Genomic DNA, 17,030 nt, shown 5'->3' on the forward strand with positions numbered 1-17,030 from the left:
GTGAACAAGCCCCCAGATCTTTAAGGTTACACCACCTGAATACTGTTATTTAATTTCTTCCAGGTATAATGCCTCGCCTCCCGATGGCTGCAGGTTAACGTCTAAAATTGTTTTGCTGTTAACCACGCTATCGCTTACACGTACATGCGTGGCAGTAGCCTTCCCGGCGTCGTCGCTATATATTTTAGCCCTGTATTTTTTTCCCGGCTCAAGGAACGTAAACTGTATTTTAAGAGACCTGGCCTCGTTATTGGTAATGGTACCCAAAAACCACGTTGTTCCTTTTCGCCTTGCGGTAGTAATATACTCACCGGGCTTACCTTGCAGCACCCTGGTTTCGTCCCAGGTAGTAGGAATTTTATTCCAGAACTCCAATTCAGGTTCCTGGTGATACTGTGATGGATTATCGTACCAAAATAAAGTTTGAATCGGGCTATAATAAATGGCCGCTAACGCCAGCTGATGAGCGTGGGTGGTTTTTATCCGCTTATCAAAATAACAGATAGTATAATCGGCCGGACCTGCTATATAGCGGGTAAAGGGCAAAATAGTATTGTGGGTAGCATCAGGCATCTCCTCATTTCCCCGTATCCCCTCTGCCGTCATCAAGTTTGCCCATGTGCGCTGTTCGCCGGTAAGGCGCCAGTCATCATGAATATTAACCATCATCTTGCTGGCCGCCGCCTGTTGTATAGCCTTCTCTACCCAGGTGGTCCAGCGATGTGATCCCACCTGCACAAACCCAAATTTGACACCTTTTACTCCCCATTTGCTATATACCGCAAATAAGCTGTCACTTTGTGCCAGCAGCGCCTGCTGGTTAACGTAAAGCCAAACCCCTATCCCTTTATTTTTACCGTACTGAATAATTCCCGGTAAATCAAAATCAGCTATGGCAACTTTGGTTGCATCGGAATTGAAGCTAAAAGCCGGTCCGTACCATTTCCAATCAAATAATATATATTGCAGATTTTGGGTGGCGGCAAAATCAATATTGGCTTTTGCGTCAGCGGTGGTTTGTGTCATCACCCGCATAATTTTCCCCGGTTTTATCCAATCGGTATTACCGGTTATTTTACTTTGTTCATTAAGGTTGAGCATTAAATAATTATGTTCAATTAAATCGCCTGGTTTTTCAGCTACCATGATTACCCGCCACGGAGTACATACAGGCGATATCAGTTGGACGTCGCCAAACATTGATGTAATAATGGTATTGGGCTTATTTGTACTTAACTTAAATTTGGTACGGGCATAATCTACCATCTGTGCCTCGGCAAGTGTCGCGAATAAGCCATTTGGCAGCTCAAGGGTTAACGGGCGCTCACTTTCTCCGGGCCAGTTCAATAATTGCAATTTATAATAGGGCGCCTGTGCCCAGTTGGCAAACCAGGCTTGTGTGCCGGGGGGTAAACTAAATTCTGTATTTTCCGCCGTTACATTATAATAAGTTCCCTTTACATTCTCGGGGAAAAAATAGCGTATAGCCACACCTTCGTTATAAGCCCTAAGCTGCACCTGCACCACATATATCGGGTTATCGTCTTTTACCAGTGTAATATCTACTTCGTTATAATGATCCCTTACCTGGCTACTTTCGCCGTTTACCGGTTTCCAGGTGGTATCATGGGTTACTGTTTTGTAACTCTTTATTTCCAGGTTTTCGCACCAGTCTTTATGTTGATCTATCTTTAAAGCCATGGCCTTCTCCGAAAGCTGGTTATCCATCTGGATATCCAGGGCCGATTCTTTTATCACTTCCTTACCCTTATAACTCACCTCGTAATACATCATTCGCTTGTTATCGCTAAATGATTTTTGATGGAATTTTAGCGTGAGGTTTTGATCTGGTGATTTTAGATTAACGGGAGTGTCTGTTACAGCGCGCTGTCCCCTGGCGGTTAAGGCGATAAATGAAACCATAACCAATAAAAAATATCTCATTTAGCGTGATTTATAATGGTGATAAGCTTTGATATGTTGTAATTTTTCCCGTCGCAGTAAGGCTTCCAGGTAATAGTAGTCAGCATAAATAATTGATGCGTCAATCTCCGTCCCTGCTGGATGATGGCCGGTGGAATGCAGTAAAAAGGCATCATTTGTACCACGGCTCTGGTAGGACGATGAAGAAAGCGTTTGCAGCATGGCTTCGGCTTTATGACGATAAAACCAGGCCCTGGTTTTATCCTTTACAAAGGTTGATAGCTCCAATAAAGCCGAAGCGGTTATACATGCGGCAGAAGCATCTTTAGGGGCATTGGGTATAGTGGGATCATCAAAATCCCAGTAAGGGATCAAATCGGCTGGTAAACGGTTTAAATATACATCTGCTACTTTTTGTGCAAAATCCAAAAACTCCGCATTCCCGGTTTCGCGGTAGCACATGGTAAACCCATATATAGCCCATGATTGTCCCCTGGCCCACATACTGTTATCCGCATAGCCCTGGTGGGTTATTCCCTGTATCTTCTTCCCGGTAACCGTATCGTATACCACCACGTGATAAGAAGTATAATCGGGCCTGAAATGATTATGCATGGTAGTTTCCGCATGTTTAACCGCAATGTCATATAAATGCCTGCTGCCACCATTTTTTGAAGCCCAGAATAATAGTTCCAGGTTAATCATATTGTCAATAATGGTATTGTGTGGCCAGTTCATTTTTTTCACCATCGCCGGCCATGATAAAATAGTACCTACTTTAGGGTTAAATAAGGTAGCCAATGAATCTGCCGACCTTAATATAACCTGTTTATATCCCGGGTCTTTAGTTAACCTATATCCGTTGCCAAAGCTGTTAAATACCATAAAACCCAGGTCATGATCAAAACCGCTATACTCAGAAAGTGGCTTTAATTCCTGTGTGAATTTATTCGCGGCTGTCTTCCATTTTTGATCATGGGTGCCCTCATATAAATACCATAATATTCCGGGCCAAAAACCACTGCACCAATCCTTATAGTTTACATACCGCCAATCTGTTTTACCATTATCTATATTGCGGGGCAGGTTATTACCACTTGCTGGAATAGCGCCTAAAGTTTTTTGCGCCTGTGTCGCGCAATAATTAATATTGGGCGGTACTTTTAAACTGCTTTGAGCATCCGCCTCAAATCCTACACTCAAGATGGCTACAAAAATGAATACCACAGCTAACCTTGTAATCTTAAAACGGGTTTTCAAGCAATTGTCTTTCATAATTTCATTGTCATTTCCCCATGCCTTGCAATGTTTCCTCATATACATCTACTCCATAATCCTGATAAAGACGTTTGTCTTATAAGAGTTAGATCAATAACTACTAAATTGATTTAATGATAAGCGCAAAGCATATCCCGGGAAATCGTTTATAATCGTGTTCCGAAAGTAGAGCAAAACAAACAATCACAAGGGGGTTTGATGGGTCAAACAAGGGGGATGGTTTAAACAAAAACGGCATAAGCGTATAACCCATGCCGTTTTGTTTATTAAATATAGTTTTTTCTTTAAAGCAACAGGTATATTATGGAGCAATAGTCCATTGCTGGTTGTTACTACTGCCGCTTGGCCAAAATTGCATGATAGCTCCGTCTGTCGTTCCACCTCCCGAATCCAGGCATTTACCATTTGTGCGGTTAACAATTTTGTAATAAGAACCTACAGGTATAATTGTCCATTGCTGATTGGTACTACTGCCACTCGCCCACTGTGCAACTGTTGATCCATCGGCAGTATGGTCATAGCTATCCAGGCATTTACTACCGGTTACACAAGCTAACTTGTAGTAACCACCACTATAGGTTAATACCCACTTTTGGTTATTGCTGCCGCTTGAAGCCCATTGTGCCACATTTGCACCATTAGTGGTTGCACCCAAATTATCCAGGTATTTTCCACTGGCGCGGTTGATTAATTTATAAGTGCCATTGGCTACCGGCTGTGCCCCTATAGAATATGTTAAAGTACCAAATCCCAATTGGTCGTACCCTCCACTGTTTGGCCCATAATCGCCGCCGCCACCTTCGGGCCTTACATTGGTAGCATACTGACCGCTGTAGGTTGTTCCGGTAATACCGTGCGATAGCTGATAATTATAAATAAGCTCCCAGCTTGGGCGAATATCCCCTCTTCCACCTGCCGCTATCACCGTTTGTGTTTGCGCTGTGCAATTTTGCCCATTGGCCCAATTGTAAGTGGTAAAAGGCACCTCGTTTCCAAGATTATAGCTGGCTGTATACTCGGAAACTGCCAATGCCTTATTATTCTCATAAGCAAATAGATCCTGACCCTGGTTATAAGCCATTTGGCAAAAAGCGCCTAATAAAGAAATATCCAGGCATTGATGTCCTTGATCCCGGCCTGATTCCTGTCCCTGCCCTAACTGACCAGAATTGTATAAGAAAGGTACCGCATGATCAATTGATCCATTGCCGGCACCGGTTTTGAAATAGGTTATCGCTTCATTAAACTTATTGGTATCATCACATAATATGCCTATCGAAAGGATCGATGCCATGCTGCACAAATCCCAGTTTGCCCAATAATTGGTTATACATGCTCCGTTATGATTTACCAAAAAATCATGGTTCATGGGGTAAAATACGTTGAGCATCATATTTTTAAAATTGGTAAGGTCTGTTGCCGACCAACCACTATAGTCACGCATGATCTCGGCCGCGTTGGCAAACTCATAACCATATATACCGGCGGCCAGCCACCTGTCTGCAGATCCCCCGATAGCTTTCAAAGTAGAGGACCATGCGTTCATGATAGCCACCGCCTTATTTCCGCAGGCTACATCGCCATTGATTTTCCAACGCAACGCGTTTTGATAAGCAGCAGCGATGTCGTTATATAACTTTGAATAGTTTTGCGGCGATCCAGAACCCCTGTAAACTGTATCTACCGGCCCCTGCATGGAATAGGTTGATGCCGAGTGTGAGTTAGCTGTCAGTTTGTTCCATCCGGAAAGCCAGGGATCTGTTGCTGCGCTAACCATGGTTTGCATCCTGATAAAATCTGCCTGGCTATGCAGCATACCGGGATGGATAAACACTGAAGTTGCGTTTACAGCCAATTTAGAAGCGGCCACAGATGAAACCTTCGCTGCTATAGGCGAAGACGTTTTTTTACACCCCAATGTAAACGTAAGGGATAAGCAACTAAGAAAAATTAAAAATTTTGACTTCATCTTTTTAAAAATTTGGTTTAAAATATAAATCGGTTAATTGGTTTCATCATAAAATACTTATCAAAACGCAAAACCAACCTCAACCTCCCCCTCAAAAAAGGGTTAGTTAATAATTAAATAAAATGAAGTCAAAATAACAGAAGTGGTTTTCGTATTGAATATCAGGTAATAATTGTAAGTCAAACATATAGCAAATAATAAATAGCCGGGCGGGGCCAACAGACCATTTAAGGGGGTTAATAATTAATAATATGTATTATCTACAGATACAAACTCATAAGGCAGATAAGCAGGATTGATTTGTATTATCTATTACAACAACTTTGGATCAAACGCCCCTCTGCCAAAACGATAACTCAGGGATATTTCATGGGTGGCGTTATTAAAGGCCCCAAAGGTGTTTGATGACGTACCAAACTGATAACTGTAGCCTACATGGAATGCATTCATGTTTACAGTAAGTATCCCCGACATTGTTTTATCTGTACGGTAGTTTACACCAAGCCCTAATGTGCCTTTCATATAAAAGATACCGGATATATCAGCAGTAAGCGGTAGCCCTCTTACATAGGAAATCAATGTGGCCGGTTTAAACTTTATCTCTTCATTTACATTAGTTATCATCGCTCCTGAAAAATAATAATGGGTCCTGAAATTGGTATTATCCTGCACTGATGCCGTCCCCAGACTGGTTATCGTTAGCTCTGGCACTGATACGCCAAGGTAATACCAGTCGGTGTAATACATTATGCCAAAGCCCATGTTTGGTTTCGTTCCCCGTACATCGTTCCTGAAGGTTGGATCAGCGGCATCCAGGGAAGAATAATTGGCGGTATAGTTGCGGAACCCCGCATTAATTGATACCCCTAAATAGCTTCCCTCATCTAATTGTATCCCTTTCGCAAAATAAACGTTCGCCTCTGTTTGGCGTTCAATAGCAACCTGGTCATTAAATACCATCAGCCCGGCCGAACCATTGATCGATTCGATGGGTAGGTTCCCGTTGATGAGGTAAGTTACCGGTGCCCCGTTTATCCCTACCCATTGCCTGCGGGCAAGTGTATTGATCGATCCTGCTTTATCCAACAGTGAATAGGCCGGGTTAAACGGGGTAAGGTTATCCATATACTGTGTGTAGTTAAACGATTGCTGTTGTGCAAGAGCGCTGTTGCCTGCTACTAAAAGTATCAGGCACAGACCTAATGCAATAAGCAGCGGTTTCCTGTTATTGCAAATTTTATTTCTGTCCGGCATCATGCAGTACTATCAGTATTTAATGATGATAAAACCCGTTTTATGTTTATTTTCTGCACCTGCGCGATATTCCAGCGAATAGTAATAGGTTCCCGGCTGTTGCATGGCACCGCTTATGCTGGAGCGCCCGTCAAATACTTTGGAGCTATTATCATAGCCTTTGGCTTCAAATATTTTGATGCCATTGCCATTCATGATCGTTAATTTATTATCCGGGTAGGACGTCAATCCGTCTATCATCAGCACATCGTTAATGCCATCTCCATTAGGTGAAAGGCCCTGGTGCACTACAATCCCTTCATTGCTGATGTCGTGCTGCGGCGGAGCCACAGCTAACGGGGCGCTCTTTAATGACATAGAGCCTGCTGAAGGTTCTGTGCCGTAAATGAGTTGCCCTTTATAATAAACAGTAATATGGTTATTCTCCTTCAATACATCTTTGGCCAGGTAGGAGTAATCATCTGATTCGTTAAAGTTCGACCAATCTGCTTTGGTAATACGGTACTGAATATTGCCCGATGAACTTAGTGGATAAAGCGTACCCGCGGCTGTGTTTACAGCCAGTTCGAAATAAGTATCAGCACCGCTAAGCGCGGTGCTTAACGGAACACAGTTACCGCTGATATTACCACTACCTTGTTTAGCATAATCTATCCAGTAGTTCAAACTCTGCGTGCCGTCTTTGGTGAACCAGTAACGCGCGGTAATATCCCCATAGGCTATAGGCATATTGCCGGTATTATTGATGTAAAGATAGGTACTTATCGTATTGCTGCCGGTATCCGTGTTTTGATTTTGGTAAAACACGTTCACGCTGGTAAGCGGGGTAACAGCAGCCGGTTCAATCCCCCATATCAGCATCCCGTTGCGGTAAAGTGTGATATGGTTGTTACTGGTATAGCTACCGGTATTACTTTGATAAGAATAATCATCGGCTTCGTTCAAATTTCCCCAATCCTGGTTGGCAAGTCTGGATTGTATTTGCCCGGTGTTACTGCCAGCACCCAGGCTACCCGCTGCTGTGAAACTATATTCCACATAACCAAAAGCGCCATTAACAGGCCGAGCCAACGCAACATATTTCATTTTTACATTGCTGTTTCCTAACTGTGCATAATCTATCCAGGCATTAATACCGGCATAATTCTCGGCAGTGAACCAGTATCGCATAGTTAATTCGCTGTAGGCAACGCCAACGGAATCGGCGTTGATGATATTTACATAAGGGCGAATAATAGTGTTGGTCAGTTGTCCATTGTCGCCATCCTGGTATTGTACCTGCAGGTTCAATGGTGCAACATTCAGTGTACGCCTTATGGGTGTTGCGGCGGTATACTGCCCGTTACCAGGTTGGGATGCTGTAACTGTACTTGTTCCGGTACCTTTAATATGTATGTTACCGTTAACTATTGTAGCCACTGTAGTATCTGAACTGGTGTAGCTTACTGGTAAATTGGAGCTTACCGTAGCATTGAGTGCAAAATCCGGATCGCCTATTGTTTTTTGAGTTATTGGATTAAAGGTAATCATTTGTTCGCCCAAAAGTCCATTGGCAATTTCTGATGGGCTAAGGGCCCTATTGTAAACTTTAAACTCATCAATTGAGCCTTTAAACATAGGATCGGCAGAAAATTGCGATTTGCCTAAATAATTAAACCCTGTGGCATCCAGTGCCGACGGCTTTATACTGATAGCTGTTGAAGAAGCCACAGCAGCACCGTTAATATACATGGTGCAAGTGCTGCCCAACCTGGTTATTGCCAGGTTAGTCCAGGTATTGAGCGGGAAGGTATAATTAAAATTAAGGTTCTGTTCAGCAGCAGACCCATTTTTTATCGCATAACGCACAATAGATTTTCCACTTGTTACACCTGCCTGAACTGTCAGGAACATATACTGGGTAGTACTTGATCCAAAATCAAATACACGCATCCAGGTAGTAATAGCATCCATCCGCACCCAGGCAGAAATGGTGAAATCATTCAGCGTACTCATAATGCCCGATGGCAATGAGGCATAGGCATTAGCCGTTCCATCCAGCAGCAGTGCCTGTCCATACTTCCCGGTGCTTCGACTACCTGTAGCCGCCAACGTAGCATGATTAGCCCCCCATGCGTCAATCCCTTTTGTGCCACCTGTCTCATCAAATTTATAATAATCGTTTTGGCCAATGTTAGGCTTTGCAACTACTTCAATGCTGTTTGAGCTTTCAACGGCGCCGTCAACCGAAGTAACTACATAAAAATAGGTGCTTCCGTTAATTACGTTTATATCAGTATATTTTGATGTACTAACATTCCCAATGGTGGTATAAGGCCCGCCCGACGTAGTTGAACGTTTAAGGTTATAAGTAAAATTTGATATTGGCACCCACTCTATTATATTTTTAGCATCTCCTGCGGCAACAAGTAATCCACTTACAACATTGCTTTGAACGGCTAAAACAAGGGTTACTGTCCCTGTGGTACTTCCGTTTGACGCGGTTAGGGTAACCGGAAAAACACCTGTTTGAGTTGGGATACCAGAAATCATACCGGTACTTGTATTGATGTTAAGCCCGGCCGGAAGCCCCGTTGCCGAAAAAACATTCGGCGATTTAATGGCTCCAATGGTATAGCTAAAAGTTTTACCAACAACAACGGTGTCGGTTAAAGCACTGGTAATGGTAACAGGCACTGTACGGTCGTCCATTAATACCACATCATTTCCGGTTCCGCCTTTATACGTTATACGGAAATTATATGCACCAACGGTGATCAAAGCCAGTTCAGGCAAATTCTTAAATGTTCCGGCAATGGCGCCGCTGCCCGTGTTATCAATAATGGTGTATGCAGTACCCGATGGCAATGTGCCGGCGGTACCTGTTACTGATAATTGGGGTGAATTAACCAGGCTTACACCCGTAACTGTTATTTTATCCCCTGTAGCACTGCCCATATCAATTTCAGCATTGTAAGTAGCATCAGATTTTAGTGTTAAGGAGCCGGCTATCAAAGAACCAATAGCCTGGTTCCCTGGCTCAAGTATCGCTCCTGTGCCGCTCCCCGTTCCAATGGTGACAGACATTGTGCCTTTACCAGCTCCACCAAATGAGCCGGCTTCAACAGTAAGCGGACTGTTGAAAACACCCGACGATGGATCATCATTTAACAGCAGTTTTCCACCCTTTATGATTGTTGTGCCTCCATATGAATTATTCCCGGTAAAAATAAGTACTCCGGTGCCTACCTTTTCTACATTCATAGAACCCGACATAATACCATTAAAAGAAGTACTAAGGTTTAATGCACCAATGCTGATTGTAGGACTGCCCCCGGCATCTGTACGGATGGCTCCCCTGCCGCTAAGCGCGCCAAAACTGATTGTTCCGGTAGCAAAGAGTATGCCCTGGCAGTCATTCCCGTTGGCATCCAGGTTCCAGTAGGCTTTGGCACTCCCCGACTGAGGAACTTCAAAACGCACCCGGTTGTTACCACTACGTAATTTCGATACAAAAGTACCGGTAAAGTCGCTGTTATCGCCAAAAAGGTGCAAGCCCGCATAAACGTTTCCATCCTGTATTATGGTGCCGCTACCTAAAAGTTTACCATACAGATTTATGGCGTTACTGGTTTGATAAAAATAACTGGTTTTACCTGCAGCTATTTCAAAATCGTTATAAAAGGTTGCATCGCCATTTACAGAGAACAGTGCGCCGCCATTCATAATAATCTTCCCAGTGCCCAGCGGGCCAGACGTTGGAGCCGAGGGCGTTCCTGTACCTGCGCCCGAAACTTCCATGCCATATACAGGGGGCCAGCTTTGGCCGTTGCCGTTTAAAGTGGTGGTGCCTGTGTATGTATTGTTTCCTGGTATATAAAGATATCCTATACCATTTTTAAGCAAACTCCCGTTTCCGCTTATCCCTCCGGTTAGGGACACCGTACCACTGGTTATCGTGTTTACATTGAGCAAAGTATCCACAACAATGGGCATGCTCAACATATGTGAGGTTATGGCATTGTTAACCAGGTCATTCTTTAAATGAAGCGTATCACCGGATATGGTATAACTGTTTGCGCCCGTGTTAAATTGCATGCGCGAAACCGCCAGCCCCTTAATATTATTAGTCAAAATAGTATCAGCAGATGCATTGAAGGTGACAATGGCCGGGCTTGCCGGAATAGCGTTTTCTACCCAATTAGAAGCCAGTTTTAATGAATCCGTTTCGGATACCGGTTTCCAGGTATAAGAGCCCGAACCCGGAACTCCGAATCCCTCTACCGAATTCGTGCTTTCTTTGGTTTGCCCAACTGATGAAATCACATAATAATAAGGGCTACCGTTACTTACATTTACATCCGAGTAACTGGTAGTTGGCACATTGGCTACTGTTATATAAGGACCGCCACTTACGGTGCCTCTTTTTACGTTATATGTTGCTGCTCCCGAGGCGGTGTTCCAGCTTAAATCGATCTCCTTGTTTTTATTAACCACAGTGGGTTGTGCAGGGGCCGCAGGTGGAACTGAAGCAAAGACCTCGTTGGAGTTACCACTTTCCAGATTCCCGGTAAGGGCCGTAATAATATAATAGTTATTTACTTCGGGCACGGGAGAAGCATCAGTAAAGCTGGTACCGCTAACCCCTGCCTGGATTGTTGTATATGCACCTCCGGGGCTTAGCGAACGTTTTACCGAATAACCGGTAGCGTTGGCCGAAGCTGCCCAGGTCAATTTAATTTGCGTAGCGTTAACCACCGATGCCGCGGCCGAAGCAGGCGCTGCGGGCGTTTGGTTATTGATAACGTTGAGAATGAGGGTTGCCGTACCGGTGCCGCTGGCATTGGTAGCCGCTATGGTAACTTCGCTTTGCCCTAAAGCAGTAGGTGTGCCGGAAATAATACCGGTAGCCACATCAAGGCTAAGCCCGGCTGGTAAGCCGCTGGCACTATAAGAAGATGGATTAGCACCGGCGGTAATATTATAACTGAAAGGTGTGCTAATAGTAGCTATGGCTGTGGTAGCACTGCTGATATCCGGAGAGCCGGCCGGCGCAGTTAGACTATAAGCTACATTGCTGAACGTAGCGGTATTGAGTGCCGAAGCATTACCAGAGATGGTATAAAACCCGGCATACAGATCAGTCGGGAAACCTGTTGCAGAATACCAGCAACTAAGATTGGTCCAGTTAATACCATCCTGCGAATGGTAGGCGAATATACGCGTATCTACGCGTTCGATTTTTAACCACCAGGGGGCTTTGGGCTGCCAATGATTGCCGATACCGCCTGTAGCGTTGAGAAAAATATCCCAAAATGCCGAACCAGCAGCCAGCGATTGACGTAACATGACGCCGCAGCCACCGGTATTGATCGACATGCTGTTAACTTTTACGACCAGGCCAGCATTGCCGCTGATCTTTTTAAAATTGAAGTTGAAGGCATTACTGGTAGAAGTTCCGGCAGAATTAACTGTCCAGACCCCGTTATTAAACGAAGCGCTGCCTGCCAGCCCGGTATTACCGATATCCAGGTTGGTTACATTACTCACCGCCTGTACATTATCGGCAGGGTAAACAACAGGCGTTAATGGGGTAGCATGTGAGGTGTCTGCCGACTTTAAATACAAAAACGAGAAGCCATCTTCGCCAGCCAGTGCCCGTATTTGTTCAGTATATGGGGTGGGAATACCTTTACGCAGCGCGTACGCTCCCTTAATGATATTGTTAAATGGATGCCTGTGAACATAACCGGGAGGGATTCCCCAATTGGTCCAATAGCTGGCATAAGCACCATATGGTATAAAAGATAAAGTACCGGCAGGCGACTGGCTATACTGGCTATATAATTCGCCGATTTTAAGCAAACGATTATCAAATTCTGCAAACAAGTCAACACCTTGTTTCCAGGCTACTTCCGCGCTCCACCCAAGCGCCTGGATCTGCTCAAACCAGTGATCATCACGACCGGAGTCGCCTACTTCGCCATTAGGTAAGCTATTTCGTAACCCGCCGCCTGCATCCATACGGTATACCTCAACGGCTTGCTGCCATAAAACAGGATCTTTTAAATAGGCTGATATACCAATTGCTATTGCACATTGAAGAGCCCCTTTATTAGCATCTCTTGTAGGGTAAGGCGACCAAGAAGTTGGAAATAAAACATTACGGAAATAATTATTGACATGGGTATCGTTAGCCGCTGTCCATCCGGGGAAGGTGCTTCTTAAAATATCGGCCCCGGCAACAAAATAAGCTACCCTGTCGCCAATGTCGAGCATATTTTCTCCACCTCCCCAGGTAGTATTGATAACCGCCCATGAATCAAGCATATTGGTGGCTTTCCGGGCATATGTGGAGTCGCCTGTAAAAACATACATGAACGCCAGGTTATGAATAGCAATCATATCATCCAACCAGGCCGGATTGTTTAAGTTGGGGGCACGGGTTACAGTAGCAAAAGGCCCCTTCATAGCGTAAGCAAGTTGTGAATGCGAGTCGCCTTTCAGCGAGTTGTACCCGGTAAGCCATGGTTCTTTGGTAATATTACCTTTAAGTTGATCCAGATCTGCCCGGGTGAAAGGAACTCCGGGCTGAACAAAGGTTTGGGCATATGTAAGGGACACCACGCCTGTGTTTGCAAGTAGTACAACAAAAATTGCTACAAATAAATGGGTTAATTTTTTTCTCATATTTTTATATTAATGCCGGTTTAAGCATTGGTTATTTGCATTAGGTAAGGTACAAATGCCCTTATAGCCGCCTCAAAAAAAAACGACAGCTGAGTTGCTGAATTTTCATCAAAATATTTTGCAACCAATACCCGCCACTACCTGTTTCAGTTGGTAATCACCAATGAAGCCATTATCATCTTTTTAAGGTTTAGCTCGTTTGGTCGTAAAAATCACAGTTATGGGTTATCATTAACTCAGGTAATTCCTAAGGTTTATTGGTTATTGATTTATAAATCAATAACCAAATATCGCGTCAAAAACAGAAACCCGAGGGGGGATCGGGGAGCAATCATAGGGGGTAAAAATAAAAATCAGGAATTTGGATGACTTGAAATCTTTTTTTACGATACCAACGGGAAGTTTTATACGTCAGGTATAAACTGGATATTTTGCGAGGCTTGATCAGGCGATTCCGTGCGCTTTGGAGTAGTCAGTTGTGTGGGTGAGCCGGAAAGATCGCGAGTGGAAACCAATAAATTGATATGGTCAAAGCGTCGCGGAATTAAATGTTTGCTATTCCGGAATGGAATGGTGAACATCATTAATCATTTGACTAAATTTATTACACAACCTCTTTTTTTCAGTGAAGCGGTATAAATTTTCAGTCATAAACATCAATACAAATGCAATCATGTTTTCCACAAACACCCACATATATACTTTTGCATTACCCGTAAATTTTTTTATGCCTTAAATATAATTAAGTCGAAAGATTTTCAAAATCACTCAAAACTTATCAATCCTGCTTAAACGCTCCAAATCTTCCATAAAACGGATTGAAAATCTTTCATTCCCCTTTACAAAATAAAAGCCTCAAGTCGAAAGATTTGAGGCTTTTGATTTTTACGAAGATAATTTTAAAAACGCCCTGGGGTAGCTAAGCCCGCTGAAGGGATATCTTTTTCTCTATAACACTCATTTTCATGCATAGGTTGTTATACGCGGTGTTTAATCGTTCGATTTTAATCCCTCTCCTTCATAGCGTTAAACTAATTCAAAGTATTTTGGGGCCAAACTGGTGTGGTTTATCTACTTATTACCCATTTTTTTTCTTTTTGAAAATATTGTTAAAATGACGTACGTAGGAAAGCTGAAAGTTGACAGAAGTTATCTTATATTCATTTTGATAGGCAAATGCCGATTTATTATTAATCAGCATCAGGAACGATACCGCCCAGTCCGGTTTCTGGTAAATGGCAGAACCTCTTGCAAAAGCAGTTGGATAAACTTTTATTTTTCCTCCTCCGTTAAGCTGGGGTTCACTTCCGGAACTGGCCCCTACTTTTGCCATTCCCGACAACAACCATCGTTCGTTAATTACCCAGGAATAAGCATACCCCCCGTTTATCCCTACCTGGAAATTACGAAAGGGGTTTTTACCGGATATCACCATGTTACTGTCCAGTCCTACTTTATATAAATAAGCTCCGGCTCCTAGAATAACACCTCCCGCCGACTGAAGTTGCTTTTCACTTTGTTCAAAGGCAGCCTTGCTTGAAAATTTATTACCATTAAAAACATAAGTTCCCTCCCCGCCAATTTGCGAAACAGATAGATCCGGGTAGCGCATGATCTCGCGACCGGCTGATCGGCCCTGCGTATAAAATCCTTTATATTGCTGTATAAACAAATCCAGCATCAAATATCTGCCATAATTATGGATCTGAAAATCAGTTAAACTTGTTTTTCCGTAAGACTTGCTTTTCAACGGCACAACACCATAATCAAACATGACATTAATCACCGTATTTTTCAAGGCAAAGATCACACCAACATTAAATGGGTTATTAGGCATATAAGTTTTACCGGCGTTAACCAATTGAACTGTATTGGTGGAAACATACCCACCCACTAATACTTTTTGATTATAAGGCTTGATATACGCCGTGTCGGTAGCTGTTGTCTGCGCACAGCACTCAGATGCTGTGAAAATACTGAGGCAGAATGCAATATAAATATGCTTCATCATGGTTACTTATTAATGTTTAGGCCAACTTTATAAACCAAACCGCCAAATGATATATTAGTTACGGCTTTTTACATGAACATAATCCCGGCGTTTAAATTACAATCTCCCGCGCTTGTTTTAAGCGGCTTTACTGCCTGTTAAAATAAGCTTTCGGTGACACACCGGAAAACCGGCGAAAGTCCTTTATAAAATGATTATCATCATAATAACCATTATCTAAAGCAACTTGTAAAAGATCTTTAGAGGTAAAAGAATCCAAATCCATGTAAGCTTTCAGGAAACGCCTCATTAAAAGGTAGCTTTGGGGCGAAATACCTAAATGTTTTTTAAAGTTTCGTTCCAGCCATTTATAATTCAAGCTAACCTTATAGCTATCCAAAACGTCCTTAACCGTGAGGTTACCTTGCCTGTCAATATAATTTTGTATGTCTGTTAGTATTTTAGGGTAGCAATAGCTACTCATCTTCTCTGAAAGAAAATTTACAATTACCTCCATTCTTTCTTCGAGCGAAAGGCAATCATAATAAGCTTCCTTAACCTTTTCAAAGCCATGTCCTGCAATTTCAGAAAAATTGAAAACCTGCTTTTTTTGAAAACAATCTTCATTTATGCCAAACAATTTGAAGAAAGTTACAGGGCGAAAGCGAATAACCAGGCACTCCTGGAAATGAATCTCAGATTCACCATAAATATTCCTTAACACACCACCGCAAACCCACATGTTGCCTACACATTGTGTACGCCCATCTATACTGATGCTTACGTTTTCGCTTTTACCTTGCATAAGAGCTATCACAGGGTAACCATCGTTAAAAAATAATTCTCTTTCTTTTGGGTAGCCTGCTTTAAATAGGTAAAAGCCCTCTATAACCTCCTTTAAATGTTCGGGAGGAATAATTTTTAAGATATTATCGCCGTGTTGATTGGCTAAATGTTTAAAAAAATTGATGGGCATTAAGGCAAATATATTCAATTTCCTTGCTGAAAACTTTAAATGTCCAACTTATACTATCGGGATTTTACCTATCCCCGTAATTTTGACCAACAACTGAGAATTTATGATTATAGCGAACGAAACGGACCTTGCCGGGATGAAAAAAGTTAGCGATGCTGTCGCGTTAACTTTAAAGGAAATGCGTGCATATGCCCGTGCGGGAATGAGTACTAAAGAATTGGACAATTACGGCGGCCGGCTCCTGGAAAAATTTGGCGCAAAATCGGCACCTTATTTAACCTATAAATTTCCCGGCTATACCTGTATCAGCATCAACAATGAAGTATGCCATGGTATCCCTTCTGCTGATCGTATTATCCAGGAAGGCGATTTATTGAATATAGATGTTTCTGCTGAATTGGCGGGTTTTTGGTCTGACAATGGTGGTTCACTCATTGTTGGTAAGGATATACATGGAAAGACCGACCTAATTGATACTTCCCGGGAGATATTAAAAAAAGCCATCAACACCATCAGAGGGGGCTTTAAAATAAATGAAATCGGCGGGTTGATTGAAAGTGAAGCAAAGAAAAATGGTTACAAAGTTATTAAAAACCTGGGCGGTCATGGAATTGGCAGAGCCTTGCATGAACTACCCGAGGGAGTTTTGAATTATCGCGACCGGCTCGATCAAAGGAGATTCCGGAAAAATACTGTTGTGGCTATTGAAACGTTTATCACAACTGATTCTTCCTGGGCTGTAGAGCTTCCCGATGGTTTTACCTTAGTTGGTGATAAAGGTGGCTTTAGTGTGCAGCACGAGCATACGATAGTTGTTACGGATGGGCTTCCTATTATTTTAACCGAACAAAACGGAATCTGGGATTAAAATTGCAAACGAAAATTAAAGGGATTAGAGCCTGTTTAAAAAGAAAAAACAGCCAAACTCCTGAAGCTTTTGTTTGCTTAAGCTGATGTACTATGTATTACCT

General features: G+C 42.9%; 8 protein-coding genes. 1 reads left to right on the plus strand and 7 read right to left on the minus strand.

What is annotated here, in order from left to right:
* Window positions 1–45: 45 nt before the first annotated feature.
* The 7 genes from FHS10_RS15065 to FHS10_RS15095 all read right to left on the minus strand — a co-directional run bounded on the left by FHS10_RS15065 (window position 46) and on the right by FHS10_RS15095 (window position 16,059).
* Window positions 46–1,944: a glycoside hydrolase family 97 protein gene (locus tag FHS10_RS15065; RefSeq protein ID WP_259091804.1), complete on the minus strand. Its 1,899-nt coding sequence runs from the start codon at window positions 1,942–1,944 to the stop codon at window positions 46–48.
* On the minus strand, window positions 1,945–3,198 hold the full coding sequence (locus FHS10_RS15070) for a glycoside hydrolase family 88 protein (RefSeq protein ID WP_259091806.1): 1,254 nt from the start codon (window positions 3,196–3,198) through the stop codon (window positions 1,945–1,947).
* Between the two features lie 304 nt (window positions 3,199–3,502).
* Entirely contained in the window at window positions 3,503–5,071 is a 1,569-nt protein-coding gene (locus FHS10_RS15075) for an RICIN domain-containing protein (protein ID WP_259091807.1), read from the minus strand.
* 411 nt (window positions 5,072–5,482) lie between these two features.
* A complete protein-coding gene (locus FHS10_RS15080) occupies window positions 5,483–6,427 on the minus strand; it encodes a PorP/SprF family type IX secretion system membrane protein (protein WP_259091809.1) in 945 nt (314 codons plus the stop codon).
* A gap of 9 nt (window positions 6,428–6,436) precedes the next feature.
* Window positions 6,437–13,093: a cellulose binding domain-containing protein gene (locus FHS10_RS15085; protein ID WP_259091810.1), complete on the minus strand. Its 6,657-nt coding sequence runs from the start codon at window positions 13,091–13,093 to the stop codon at window positions 6,437–6,439.
* Window positions 13,094–14,171: 1,078 nt separating this feature from the next.
* Entirely contained in the window at window positions 14,172–15,104 is a 933-nt protein-coding gene (locus tag FHS10_RS15090; RefSeq protein WP_259091812.1) for a DUF4421 family protein, read from the minus strand.
* Between the two features lie 127 nt (window positions 15,105–15,231).
* A complete protein-coding gene (locus FHS10_RS15095) occupies window positions 15,232–16,059 on the minus strand; it encodes a helix-turn-helix domain-containing protein (protein ID WP_259091814.1) in 828 nt (275 codons plus the stop codon).
* A gap of 103 nt (window positions 16,060–16,162) precedes the next feature.
* Between FHS10_RS15095 and map the strand changes: the two genes are divergently transcribed.
* A complete protein-coding gene (gene map / locus FHS10_RS15100; RefSeq protein ID WP_259091816.1) occupies window positions 16,163–16,927 on the plus strand; it encodes a type I methionyl aminopeptidase in 765 nt (254 codons plus the stop codon).
* Window positions 16,928–17,030: the final 103 nt, after the last annotated feature.

This window comes from Mucilaginibacter dorajii (genome assembly GCF_024808255.1).
GTDB lineage: Bacteria > Bacteroidota > Bacteroidia > Sphingobacteriales > Sphingobacteriaceae > Mucilaginibacter > Mucilaginibacter dorajii.